Here is a 12,741-nt window from a genome sequence, read left to right as displayed (position 1 = left end):
TCCAGCGCGAATGTGACCCGTCAGACTCAGCGCGATTCGCCGGCGTCGATGCTAGGCGGTCAGGGTGGTGACCGGTATGCGCAAGCTCGTGACCGATGACGAACACCAGCGCCACGCCGTACCAGGACACCACCAACAGGCCGGAGACGTGACGTTCTCCCAGGTCGCCCGGCTGGAGCTCGACGACCTCCTCGATCAGTTGCTGGTGCGGGTGCGTGATGTGCAGGGTGCGCAGGGGCGGCTGCGGGGCCTGTTGCGCGCGTTCCTGGCAGTGGCGCGCGCCGACAGCCTCGACACGGTGTTGCAACACGTGGTCGAGGCCGCGCGGGAGTTGGTCGACGCCCGCTACGCGGCCCTCGGCGTGATCAGCCGGGGCCACCTGGCCCGGTTCGTGCACACCGGCATGGACGCCGAGACGGTGGCCGCGGTCGGTCACCTGCCCGACGGCAAGGGACTACTCGGCCTGCTGGTCGAGCATCCCCAGACACTGCGTCTGGCGAACATCGCCGAGCATCGCGCCTCGACGGGGTTCCCCGACCACCACCCGCCGATGCGCTCGTTCCTCGGCGTCCCGATCCAGATCGGCGGCCGGATCTTCGGCAACCTGTACCTTACCGACAAGCAAGACGCCGCCCAGTTCACCGACGACGACGAACAGCTCGTACAGGCATTGGCCACCGCGGCGGGCGCGGCGATCGAGAACGCCACCCTGCTTTCGGAGAGCCGCCGCCGGCACACCTGGCAGACCACGATGGTCGAGGTCAGCACGCAGCTACTGGCCGGAACGGACACCGACGAAGTGCTCAAGCAGCTGGTCCACCACGCCCGGCAGACCCTGGGTGGGGTCGCCGCGAGCGTCAGTGTCCCCACCGACGACCCCGGTCGGCTGCGCGTGGCCGTGACCGAAGGCGACCTCGATCAACCCCTGTCCGGCGCCCTCGTCCCGAAGGCGGGCTCGGCCGGCGGGGCTGCGATCATCGCGGGAAAGATGATCATCATCGACGACCCGCTCACCGATCTGCGCGCGACCGCCGATTGTCCGATCGGCCCGATCGGCGAGACCATCGCGGTACCACTCATCGGCGCCGACACCAGCGTCAACGGCGCCCTCACCGTTTCCCGCGCACCGGACACCGAACCGTTCGACCAACTCGACAAGGACCTGATCACCGCGGTCGCCGCGCACGCAGGGCTGGCCCTGCACCTGAGCCGGGTCCGCGCCGACGCCGAGCGACTGCACCTGCTCGACGACCGCGAGCGCATCGGCGACGACCTGCGCCACACCGTCATTCAACGGCTGTTCCGGCACGGACTGGAACTGCAGTCCGCCGTCTCACGGTCCAAGGAACAGACCACCCGCGCCACCGTGCAGATCCAGATCGACGAAATCGACGCGATCATCCACGACATCCGCGCCACCGTGTTCGCCCTCGGTAACGCCGAGCCGACAGCCGACGACCCGCCGGCGGGGCAGGACGCCGGCACCGCACCCTGACACCAGCGACTCGCCGCCCGCGTCTACCACATCGAGGCCGCGGCCTACCATCTGTGCCGCCACACTGAACTGCTCGGCGGAGTCAGTGTCTGACCCGGCTTCTCCATCGAGTCCGAGCCGGCATGACGCCGGCACCTTGATCACGCACGTGGGGGAAGACGGCCGGCCTCGCTCAATTCCGTTGGATCGATTTCCAGGGTCGCCAGCAGACTGCTGTTCTTACCGGTATCGACAACCTCGGGTAGCTGACGCTCGAACCAGTCGGCCCGGGCATGTTTCCCCCTGGAGTGCAGGATGGCAACGATGTCCGCTTTGCGGATAAGTGTCGCGGTCATGAACTATCCTCCTCATCAAGCGGCGCGGCTCGCGGCGCTCGCCACAGCACTGCCGTCGGCGTTGACCGGCGAATTCACGATGGCGGACCCCTCTTGTCCCCTGCCAGCCTGCACCCAGCCGACCGGATGAGGCAGGGCCGTTCTACCCGCCGCGGCAGGGCATGTCGACGGACGGGGCCAAGTCGAGCCGAAGTGGAAGCCGGCTTGGCCGGCGCCCGCACGGGAGCCGCTGCGCTGGCGACCGGTGCGCGGCTGCTCGGCGATGACGTCGGGCCGCTGGGGTGGGCAGGAGGTCTTCGAGCCGCACATCTGGGAAGTCGCGCGACGCGAGGGTGAGCGGAGCCTGAGTTCCGGGGGCGCCGGGACTTCGGGAGTCGGGTGGGGAAGGGCCGGAGCCGAGGGGGAGTCGCCGGCAGCCCGGGGGACGGGCTGCCGGCGACGAGGGTCAGCTCAGCTTGAAGACGGTTCCCGACTTGCCGGTGGTCACCGCGCCGGCGGCGACCCGCAGGTAGAGCGCGGGGTCGGCGGCGGTACGGATGGTCACCCCGCCGCGGGCGGGGATCCGGCGCACCGGGGTACCCGCGGCGGTCAGCGTCACCGCCGTGCCGCTGACGGTGACGAACAGGGACGGCTGGTCGACGGACTGGATCGTCTCGGTGCCGTCCGGGCCGGCCACGAAACGGAACTGGGTGGCACCCAGATCCCGCGGCGCCGGGAGGACGTCGAGCCCGGTCGCCGAGCGGTGGACGAAACCCGACCGGTCGGAGAGGCGGACGATCGGACCGCCGTCGCCGACCGGCACCCCGAACAACGGCGTCCCGTCCGGGTGCCAGTAGAGCTTCTGCACCCGGGCGTGCCGGTTCGGGTCGTACAGCGGGTCGCCGGTGATCTGCTTGTAGTCACGGGCGTGGTAGACCAGCACGTCGGTCTTGCCGTCCTCGGCCACCGTGAACGAGTTGTGCCCGGGACCCCAGCGCTTCGTGGCGTCGCTGCTCACGAAGACCGGGTCGGGGCTCTTCGTCCAGCTCGCCCGGTCCAGCAGGTTCGCGCCGGCGTCCGCGGTGAGCAGCCCCATGCAGTAGTTGGCGTCGGTGGCGCTGGCCGAGAACGTGACGAACACCCGCCCGTTGCGGACCAGCACGGCCGGCCCCTCGTTCACCTTGTAGCCCTGGATCTCCCAGGTCCTGGTGGGCGTGGTGAGCCGGGTCGGCTTCGACTTGAGCGTCCACGGGTTGGCCATCTCGGCGATGTAGACACTGGAGTTCGCCGCGATCTCCGGCTCGCTCTGCGCCCACAACAGGTACCGCTTGCCGCGGTGCGCGAACGTGGTCGCGTCGAGCGCGAAGCTGTCCCACTCCAGCGCGATCTCGCCCTTCACCGACCAGCCGGCCGGGTCCATCGGGTCGGCCAGGGACGACTCCAGGACGAACGGGCGGATGTGCCAGATGTCGTTCGCGTCGCTGTTGGTGAAGTAGACGTACCACTTGCCGTCGATCCGGTGCAGCTCCGGCGCCCAGACGAAACCGCCCATCTTGCCGCTGGCCGGCCGGGTCCAGATGGTGGTCTCGGCGGCGTCGGTCAGGCCGGCCAGCGTGGTGGAGGCGCGCAGCACGACGCGGTCGTACTCCGGGACCGAGCCGGTGAAGTAGTACTTGCCGTCGACCCGCTGGCTGATGAACGGGTCGGCCCGCCGGCTGACCAGCGGCTGCGTAGTGGGCACGCCGTAGATCTCGGCGTCGGTGCGCACCGGGTCGGCGTGCGGTGCGCCCTCGGCGCCCGCGGGCAGGACGGTGGCCAGGGCACCGGCGGCACCGCCCAGCAGTAGGGTCCGACGATTCATGACGGGGCTCCTCATCGGGTCCGGATGCGCAGGAAGGTGACCGAGTTCGCCGGGAACTCGCGGGTGAAGCTCGACGAGACGCCGTGGATGGTGCTGGTGACCGGCTGGATCGGCTCGGCGGTGCGGGTGTTCTGCTCGCCCGGGTCACCGGCCAGGACTGTCATCCGGGCGGTGCCGCGGACCTTGCGGCCACCGAGGTCGATCCTGGTGACGGCCGCCTTGTCCTGGGCGTTGACCACCTTGACGATCAGCTCGCCGGTCTTCGCGTCGGTCGTGACGACCTGGGCGAACGGCTCGGTGACCGCGTTGTCGTCGAAGCTGCCCCACTCGGCGCCGTCCAGGAACAGCGTCACCTTCGTACCCCGGACTTGGATCTTGAGGTCGTAGGTCTGCCCGGTGTTCACCGTGTTCGGCTTGGTGAGCAGCTGCTCCTTGGCCGAGGTGAGGCCCTTCTCGACGGCGCCCTGGGTGTTGTTCCAGCCGCCCAGGTTCCACCAGTAGAAGTTGCCGGTCTGCTGGATGCCGAACGCGACCAGGAAGCCCTCGGCGCCGGCCCGCTTGGTGGCCTTGAGCGTGTAGTCGTAGTCGGTGTCGGTGATCGTCGCCGCCTTGACCATGGTGTCCTCGGTGTCCGTGGTCGTCTGGGCGTAGCCGCCGTCGGCGACGGTCCAGTTGCCGCGGTTCGTCACCGGGGTCCAGCCGTCGGCGTTGCCGTCGCCGAAGTCGTCGGCGAAGAGCACGGTGCCGTCCGGCTTGGTGACCTTGACGTCGTCGTAGGTGGCAGCGGTCCGCCAGGTGGAGAGCCCGATCGCGCCGGTGATCGGCTTGGGGGTGATCACGCCGCCGCCGCTGACCGCGCTCGGCACCACCCGGTCGCCGACGTTGTTCATGAACAGCTTCTGCATCTGGTAGCTGGTCGAGCCCCACGACTCGTCGTTGTCGAACCAGATCATGTCCGGCTTCCACTGCACGTTGTCGATGTTGGCGAGCAGCGGCGCGTAGGACGCCATCTTGACCACGTCGGCGTTGCGCTCCAGGCCGGTCATGTACGCGGCCTCGGCGAGCGAGTTGGCGAACTTGGCGTCCAGCGAGGCGTACTCACCGAGGAAGACCTTGGGGCCGGACCTGTCGTACGCGTCGTACCGGTCGTTGTTCTGCAGGAACCAGGCCGGGCTGTTGTAGTAGTGCTCGTCGACCATGTCGGTGCCGTTGGCCTTGTTCTTGGCCCACAGGTTCTCGAACGTGCCGCCCTGGTCGTCCGGGCCGGCGTTGCTGATCACGGTGATCGACGGGTACTTCGCCTTGATCGCGTCCTCGAACTTGACGAAGTTCGCGAAGTACTCCTCGGGCAGGTTCTCCTCGTTGCCGATGGCGACGGTGGTCAGCCCGAACGGCTTCGGGTGCCCCATCCGCGCGCGGACCTTGCCCCAGGTGGAGGTGACCGGACCGTTGGCGAACTCGATCAGGTCCAGGGTGTCCTGGATGTACTTCGCCAGCAGTGCCGGGTCGTTGGTGGCCTTGTTCTGCCCGCAGCCGGTGACCAGGGCCGGCAGCACCGGCAGCGGCATCGCGCCGAGGTCCTCGGCGAACTGGAAGTACTCGTAGTAGCCGAGGCCGTAGGAGGCGTTGTAGCCCCAGAAGTTCTTGTTGGTGGCGCGGGTCTCGACCGGGCCGACGGTGTCCTTCCACTGGTAGGACCGGGCCCGCGGGTAGTTGTTCGCCGCGTCGTAGGGGTACATGCTGCCGGTGTTGACCAGGCAGCCGCCGGGGAACCGGACGAAGCCCGGGTGCAGCGCCTCGATCTTCTCGGCCAGGTCGGCGCGCAGGCCGTTCTTGCGACCCTTGTAGGTGTCCCGCGGGAACAGCGAGATCTCGTCCAGGCGCACCGGCGCGGAGGAGGCGACGGTGAGCCGGCCCTTGTCGGTGGTGGCGGTCGCCCGCACCGAGGCGGTGTACTTCCGCCAGCCGTCGCCGGCCGTGGTGACGGTGATCGGCGCGGCGCCGGTCAGGGTGACGGTGAGCGTGGCGCCGCCCCGGGCCCAGACCGAGAAGTCGTACCGCTCGCCCTTGCGCACCGCGATGCCGGAGTTGTAGCCGGCGTTGGTGACGCTGCCGTCCAGCGACAGGTAGTTCCGGTTGCGTTCGTTGAGCCGCTGGTCGTCGTTCAGCACGGTGGCCGAGCCGGCGACGGTCCAGGCGGTCAGGCCGTTGAAGCCGGTCGCGTCGGTCGCGGTGAACTCGAACGAGCGGTTGCGGACCAGCTCGGCGTAGAGCCCGCCGTCGGCCGCGTAGTTGATGTCCTCGAAGAACACGCCGTACATCGACTTGGGGATCGTCGCGCCGGTCGCGTCCGGGCTCACCTTGATCGTGTAGTCCGGCTCGACGGCCGACGCGGCCACCGGCGGGGCGACCGCGAGCGGCAGCGTGACCAGCACGGCTACCGCCCCGATCAAACGGGTTCTGTTTCTGGGCATGCGGATTCCTCCGGTGCGGGGTGGGAACGCAACGTGAGATGTGTCGGGGATGTTTCGGTATCGGAAGCTCTGCAATGTGTACGCAAACATCGATCGTGCTGTCAAGAGGATCGCGTCGATGTCCTACCTGCCGAAAAAGGCCTCTGGTGCACCGTGCGCTCGTCTTGTTAACGTTCACCACACCGACGTTTGCAGCGCAGCAAAACAGGCCGCTTTCTTACCTGTTGCCCCGACGGCCGGCACCCGCTTCCGGTACGCCCGGAGCACCGTCCCCCGACTCGTCGCGGCAGCGCGCTCCCGCCGTACCGGAAGCCCGGCGGATCCGCGGGGCCGCGGACCGGAAGCGGGCGGCGATCCGATCGAGGACCTTGACGTTCATCGGGCGTTCACCCGGATCCGGTGGTCGCTGTACACCTGCCCTCATAGCGTCCCGGGAGCCCCGCCATCAGCGCGGACGTTCCACGAGGGGAAAACGATGCCAGACTCGATTCGCCGTCTTCTGCCGCTGCTCGGCCACAGCGGTGGCAACCGGGACGCGATGACCTGTCTTTACCGGTGCGGGAACGCCTGTGACCACCCCGCGCCCAACGAGTCCGCCAACAGCTACCTGGGCGACGTGGTCAGCGCCGAGATGACCCGTCGCGGCGTGATGCGGGCCGGTGCGGCCGGCGGTCTCGTGCTCGGCCTCGGCGGTGCCCTGGCTGCGGCCGGCCCCGCCACCGCCGCTCCGGTGACGCACCCGACCGGCCACGGGCACACCCCGAAGCCCGGCAAGGCCGGCGCGCTGACCTTCGAGCCGGTCAAGCCGAACACGCTGGACGCGGTGACCATCCCGGCCGGCTACCGCAGCTCCGTGGTGATCCGCTGGGGTGACCCGGTGGTCGCCGGCGCCCCGGCCTTCGACCTGCACAACCAGTCGGCGCACCGGCAGTCGCTGCAGTTCGGCTTCAACAACGACTTCGTCGGCGTGCTGCCGCTGCCCGGCCGGCACGACCGGGCGCTGCTCGTGGTCAACCACGAGTACACCAACGAGGAGCTGATGTTCCCCGGCTTCACCAGCCTGGACGCGCTCACCGTCGGACAGCTGGAGACGGCGATCGCCGCGCACGGCCTCTCCGTGGTGGAGATCGAGCGGGTCGGCCACACCGGCGAGTGGAAGCCGGTGACCGGCCACCGCCTGCGCTACAACCGCCGGTTCACCGCGCTGGCCACCGAGTTCCACCTGACCGGCCCGGCGGCCGGCTCGGCAGCCCTGCGGACCGCCGCCGACCCGCGCGGTCGCACGGTGATCGGCACGCTGAACAACTGCTCCGGCGGCGTCACCCCGTGGGGCACCGTGCTCTCCGGCGAGGAGAACTTCAACCAGTACTTCGTCGGCGGGGACGCCGTCTCGGACGCCGAGAAGGTCCGGCTCGGCCGGTACGGCATCACCACCACCGCCCGCTACCCGAGCGGCTCGCGCAAGTGGGACCGGGCCCAGGAGCGGTTCGACCTGGCCAAGCACCCGAACGAGGCGAACCGGTTCGGCTGGGTCGTCGAGGTGGACCCGTTCGACCCCGACTCGACGCCGCGCAAGCACACCGCGCTGGGCCGGCTCAAGCACGAGGGCGCGAACGTCATCGTGGCCAAGAACGGGCACGTCGTCGCGTACCTGGGTGACGACGAGCGGTTCGAGTACCTGTACAAGTTCGTCTCCGAGAAGAAGTTCCTGCCGGGCGGCTCGCACCTGGCCCGCAAGCACAACCTGACCCTGCTGGAGTCGGGCACCCTGTACGTGGCCAAGATCACCGGCGACAGCCCGGCCGCCGAGATCGACGGCACCGGGCAGCTCCCGTCCGACGGCCGGTTCGACGGCACCGGTCAGTGGATCAAGCTGGTCTCCGGGAACAAGTCGTTCGTCCCCGGGATGACCGCCGCCGACGTGCTGACCTTCACCCGCCAGGCCGGCGACGCGGTCGGCGCCACCAAGATGGACCGGCCCGAGGACGTCCAGCCCAGCCTGCGGACCGGCAAGATCTACGCGGCGATGACGAACAACACCAACCGCGGGGTCGGCAGTTACGCGCCGGTCGACGAGGCCAACCCGCGCAAGGCCAACAAGCACGGCCACATCTTCGAGATCACCGAGGACTGCGGCGACCACACCGGCACCAGCTTCACCTGGCAGCTGCCGATCGTCTGCGGTGACCCGGCCGCCGCCGACACCTACTTCGGCGGGTACGACAAGACGGCGGTCTCGCCGATCTCCTGCCCGGACAACGTGGCCTTCGACAGCGCCGGCAACCTGTGGATCTCCACGGACGGCGCGCCGAGCACCCTCAAGACCAACGACGGCCTGTTCGCGGTGCCGGTCGAGGGCCGGGAGAAGGGGCACCTCAAGCAGTTCCTGTCGGTGCCGATCGGTGCCGAGACCTGCGGCCCGTTCATCACCGGCGACGACAAGTCGGTATTCGTCGCGGTGCAGCACCCCGGCGAGATCACCGGCGCCACCGTGGACAACCCGGCCTCGGTCTGGCCGGACGGCGGTTACGCCAAGCCCGCCGTGGTCGTCACCTGGCGTCCGGACGGCGGCCCGGTCGGCAGCTGACCGGTCGTCTGAGACGAGGGCCACGGCGCCGGGGCGCCGTGGCCCTGCCGGGACTGGACTCGGCGCGCTAGCTTTCCTCCCGGGAGTGCCACGCGACGGGCCGGGTGACACCGGCGGGGGAGACTGGTGACCGACTTACAGACCGGCGTGCGGCCGGCGATGGCGACGTCCGTGACCGGTCGGATCCGGGCCGTCGTCCCCGGCGCGCTCGCCGGTCTGCTGATGCTCGCGGTCGCCCTGACCGGCGCCGGCCGGCCGCGGCTGAGCTGGGACGAGGTCACCTCGGCCGAGGTGTCCCAGCGGACCATCGGCGAGATCTGGCAGCTGGTCCAGCACGTGGACGCGGTCTTCGCGGCGTACTACTGGTTCCTGCACGTCTGGACCGGCGTCTTCGGTGACGGCGAGCTGGCCCTGCGGCTGCCGTCGATCCTGGCGATGGCCGGTGCCGTCGGGCTCGCCGCCGAGCTCGGGCGCCGCCTGTTCAGCCCGCTGATCGGGCTGGTCGCCGGCCTGATCCTGGTGATCATGCCGAACACCTCGCGGTACGCGGCGGAGGCCCGGCCGTACGCGTTCGTCTGCTTCTTCTCGATGCTCGCCCTGCTGCTCCTGATCACCGTGGTGGGCGAGCCGGCCCGGATCCGCGGGTGGGTGGCGTACTCGGTGACGCTGCTGCTGCTGGGCGGCTTCCACCTGGTGTCGCTGACCACCCTGGCGGCGCACGCCGTGCTGGTCGGCGTCGCCGCCTGGCGCCGCCACGACTGGCGGCTGGCCCGCACCTGGCTGATCGCCGTGGTGCTCGCGATGTTGCCGCTGCTGCCGCTGGCCCGGTTCGGCACCCAGCAGGACGCCACCCAGCTGCACTGGGTGAAGCCGATCACGATCGGCCTGGTCCGCGCGATGCCCGGCGACATCGTCGGGTCCAGCCGGCTGGTCTGGCTGCTGATCGGCCTGGCGGTGCTCGCCACCTGGCGCCCGGCCCGGCGGATCGCGCCGATCGCGGTGCTCGCCCTCGCCCCGTTCACCGTGGTGGCCCTGGTGTCGGCGCTGGTCGCGCCGATGTGGGTGGCCCGTTACATGCTGGTGGTGCTGGCTCCGCTCGCCCTGCTGGCCGCTGTCGCCCTGGTCGCCGACACGCCGGAGCCGCGCGCCTGGCGGGAACTGCTGGGCGGCCGGTTCTTCCGGATCGGCGCGGTGCTGCTCCTGCTCGCCTTCGTCGCGCTGCCCGGCCAGCAGGACGTCCGCGGGCGGAACGCGAAGAACGGCCCGGACTACCGCGGCCTGGCCGAGCTGGTCGGCGAGTACGACCAACCCGGCGACGTGATCGTCTATCCGCCGAAGAACCGGGCGATGCGCGCCGGGATGGACTACTACCTGCGCCGGCAGTCCAGCCGCCCGGCGGACGTGCTGTTGCAGACGCCGGCACCGCGGACCGGGCTGCTGATCGCCGGGGAGTACCCGGACGACGCGGCCCGGGTGGCCGGCGCCCCCGAGGTCTGGCTGATCGTCGCGGACCAGCGGCCCGACCCGCTCACCGCCCGGCCCGGCCTGCGCGAGCTGCTCACCACCGAGTACGCCGAGGCCGGTCGCTGGCACAAGAAACACGCCACCGCCGTGCTGTACCGCCGCAGGGGCTGACCTGGCAGGCTGTCGATCCATGAAGGTGCTGCTGCCGGACTCCGTGGAACTCGACGTCGACCTGCCCGCCGGCGTCACCGCAGTGGTCTACCGGATCGACGAGCCGGTCCCGGAGGAGCACACCGACGCCGAGGTCCTGGTGGTCTGGGGCAACCCGCCGGCCCCGCTGGCCGACGCGGCGCGGCGGCTGCGGCGGCTGCGCTGGGTGCAGACCCTGGCCGCCGGGCCGGACGCGGTGCTGGCGGCCGGCTTCGGCCCGGAGGTGGTCGTCACGGCCGGGCTCGGGCTGCACGACCAGACCGTCGCCGAGCACACCCTGGCCCTGGTGCTGGCCGCCGCCCGCCGGCTCAACCTGCTGGTCCGGGCGCAGATCGGGCACCGGTGGGCGGGGGAGCTGGGCGGTCGGCAGCCGGTCCGGGACACCGGCGCCTTCCGGACGCTGCGCGACGCGCACGTGGTGATCTGGGGCTTCGGCGGGATCGCCGGCACCCTCGCCCCGCTGCTGGCCGCGCTCGGTGCCCGGGTCACCGGCGTGGCCCGGACGGCCGGCGAGCGCCACGGGTTCCCGGTGGTCACCGCCGCCGGGTTCCCGGCCCTGCTGCCCACCGCCGACGTGCTGATCTCGATCCTGCCGGCCACCCCGGCGACCGCCGGCGCGCTCGGCGCGGCGGTGCTCGACCTGCTCCCGCCGCACGCCTGGGTGGTGAACGTGGGCCGGGGCAGCACCCTCGACGAGGCGGCCCTGCTCGCCGCGGTCCAGTCCGGCCGGATCGCCGGCGCCGCCCTGGACGTCTTCGCCACCGAGCCGCTGCCGCCTTCCGCGGGCCTCTGGGACGAGCCGAACGTGATCATCACGCCGCACGCGGCCGGTGGCCGGCCGGTCGGCGCCGCCGGGCTGATCGAGGAGAATGTCGCGGCCTTTCTCGCCGGTCGGCCACTGCGCAACCGGGTCGCCTAGGCCCGGGTGCGGCTATCGGCCGGTGAACACCGGGGGCCGGCGGGCCAGGCTGGCCGCGATGCCCTCCGCGCTGTCCCCGGTCGCCCAGTGCACCTTCTGCTCGGCCAGCTCGTGGTCCAGGGCCTGCCGGACCCGCCCGGCCAGCCCGCCGCGCAGCGTGGCGCGCATCGACCGGACCGCCAGGGGCGCCGACGCGGCGATCTCCAGGGCCAGGGCCCGCGCTGTCTCCCGGACCCGGCCCGGCTCGGCGAGCCGGTCGGCCAGCCCGATCCGGTGCGCCTCCTCGCCGCCGACCCGGCGCGCGGTGAGCATCAGGTCGGTGGCCTTCTGCCTGCCGATCAGCTCGGGCAGCGTCACGCTGAGCCCGAAGCCGGCGTGGAAGCCGAGCTTGCCGAAGTTCGCCTGGAAGCGGGTGGCCGCCTCGGCGACCCGGAAGTCGGCGGCGCAGGCCAGGCCCAGGCCGCCGCCGACAGCGGTGCCCTGCACCGCGGCGACGATGGGCGTCCGCAGGTCGAAGAGCTGGGCGGCGCGCCGGTAGAGCCGCTCCGCCGCGGCCACGTGGTCGGCGGCGAACTCACCCCCGCCGAAGTTCGCGCCCGCGCAGAAGTGCTTGCCCTCCGAGGCGAGCAGCAGCACCCGGCAGGCCGGATCGTCGTCCAGCTCCCGCGCCGCGTCCACGATCTGGCCGATCAGCGCCTCGTCGAAGTGGTTGGCCGGTGGCCGGCGCATCTCGAGCAGCGCGACGCCGTCCTGGAGGCTGACAGAAAGATCCACGGACTGAATCTAGCGCTCAGCCCCGGGGCCGGGCGCGGACGTGCACCCGCTCGCCCTGCGGGCCGAACAGGTTGAGCACCTCGGCCGGCTCGTCACCTGGATTCAGAATCAGGTGCGGCACCCGGGTGTCGAACTCGGCGGCCTCGCCCGGCGCCAGCTCCAGGTCGTGCTCGCCGAGCAGCAGCCGGACCCGGCCGCTCAGCACGTAGATCCACTCGTACCCCTCGTGGCTCTGCTGATCCAGGTCGCAGTCCGGTGGCGTGGGCGGGATGATCTGCTTGAACGCCTGCATGCCACCCGGCCGCCGGGTCAGCGGGACGTAGGTGTGCCCGTTGCGCTCGATCGGCCGCTGCCGCACCCTCGGGTCGCCGGTCTCCGGCGCGTCCACCAGCTCGTCCAGGGTGACCTGGTAGGCCTCGGCGAGCGGCAGCAGCAGCTCCAGGGTGGGCCGGCGGGCGCCGGACTCCAGCCGGGACAGCGTGCTGACCGAGATCCCGGTGGTCTGCGCCAGCTGGGTCAGCGTGATGTCCCGTTTCTGCCGCAAGGTGCGCAGTTGCGGGCCGATGGCGGCCAGGTCCTTTGCCATAACGGCAAAGATACTTGCCGTTTCTGGGGGCGGCGAGGCACGGTCCGGGGGAACGTC

9 protein-coding genes are annotated in these 12,741 nt (G+C 71.0%); 4 read left to right on the top strand and 5 right to left on the bottom strand.

Annotated elements, in window-relative coordinates; translation table 11 throughout:
- Positions 1–76: 76 nt before the first annotated feature.
- The gene (locus tag Actob_RS30485) at positions 77–1,495 is read left to right on the top strand and encodes a GAF domain-containing protein (protein ID WP_284915299.1); all 1,419 of its coding nucleotides are present in this window, start codon (positions 77–79) and stop codon (positions 1,493–1,495) included.
- Between the two features lie 140 nt (positions 1,496–1,635).
- Here Actob_RS30485 and Actob_RS30480 read toward each other — a convergent pair whose 3' ends face one another.
- From Actob_RS30480 to Actob_RS30470, 3 genes are all read right to left on the bottom strand, one after another.
- Entirely contained in the window at positions 1,636–1,830 is a 195-nt protein-coding gene (locus Actob_RS30480; RefSeq protein ID WP_284915298.1) for a hypothetical protein, read from the bottom strand.
- A 445-nt stretch (positions 1,831–2,275) separates the two neighbouring features.
- Entirely contained in the window at positions 2,276–3,670 is a 1,395-nt protein-coding gene (locus Actob_RS30475) for a glycoside hydrolase family 43 protein (protein ID WP_284915297.1), read from the bottom strand.
- Between the two features lie 11 nt (positions 3,671–3,681).
- On the bottom strand, positions 3,682–6,144 hold the full coding sequence (locus Actob_RS30470; RefSeq protein WP_284915296.1) for an alpha-L-arabinofuranosidase C-terminal domain-containing protein: 2,463 nt from the start codon (positions 6,142–6,144) through the stop codon (positions 3,682–3,684).
- A gap of 475 nt (positions 6,145–6,619) precedes the next feature.
- Between Actob_RS30470 and Actob_RS30465 the strand changes: the two genes are divergently transcribed.
- The 3 genes from Actob_RS30465 to Actob_RS30455 all read left to right on the top strand — a co-directional run bounded on the left by Actob_RS30465 (position 6,620) and on the right by Actob_RS30455 (position 11,324).
- Positions 6,620–8,731 carry a PhoX family protein gene (locus tag Actob_RS30465; protein ID WP_284915295.1) on the top strand — a complete coding sequence of 704 codons (2,112 nt, stop codon included), beginning with the start codon at positions 6,620–6,622 and terminating at the stop codon, positions 8,729–8,731.
- Between the two features lie 126 nt (positions 8,732–8,857).
- Complete coding sequence (locus Actob_RS30460; protein ID WP_284915294.1) at positions 8,858–10,366, top strand: glycosyltransferase family 39 protein; 1,509 nt, start codon at positions 8,858–8,860, stop codon at positions 10,364–10,366.
- Between the two features lie 19 nt (positions 10,367–10,385).
- Positions 10,386–11,324: an NAD(P)-dependent oxidoreductase gene (locus Actob_RS30455; protein WP_284915293.1), complete on the top strand. Its 939-nt coding sequence runs from the start codon at positions 10,386–10,388 to the stop codon at positions 11,322–11,324.
- 12 nt (positions 11,325–11,336) lie between these two features.
- Here Actob_RS30455 and Actob_RS30450 read toward each other — a convergent pair whose 3' ends face one another.
- Complete coding sequence (locus tag Actob_RS30450; protein WP_284915292.1) at positions 11,337–12,098, bottom strand: enoyl-CoA hydratase/isomerase family protein; 762 nt, start codon at positions 12,096–12,098, stop codon at positions 11,337–11,339.
- A 16-nt stretch (positions 12,099–12,114) separates the two neighbouring features.
- The gene (locus Actob_RS30445; protein ID WP_284915291.1) at positions 12,115–12,684 is read right to left on the bottom strand and encodes a helix-turn-helix domain-containing protein; all 570 of its coding nucleotides are present in this window, start codon (positions 12,682–12,684) and stop codon (positions 12,115–12,117) included.
- Positions 12,685–12,741 lie beyond the last annotated feature (57 nt).

The sequence above is a fragment of the Actinoplanes oblitus genome (assembly GCF_030252345.1).
Lineage (GTDB): Bacteria > Actinomycetota > Actinomycetes > Mycobacteriales > Micromonosporaceae > Actinoplanes > Actinoplanes oblitus.
The sequence above is the reverse complement of the archived record's forward strand: the minus strand, read 5'-3'. Positions and strand labels throughout refer to the sequence as shown.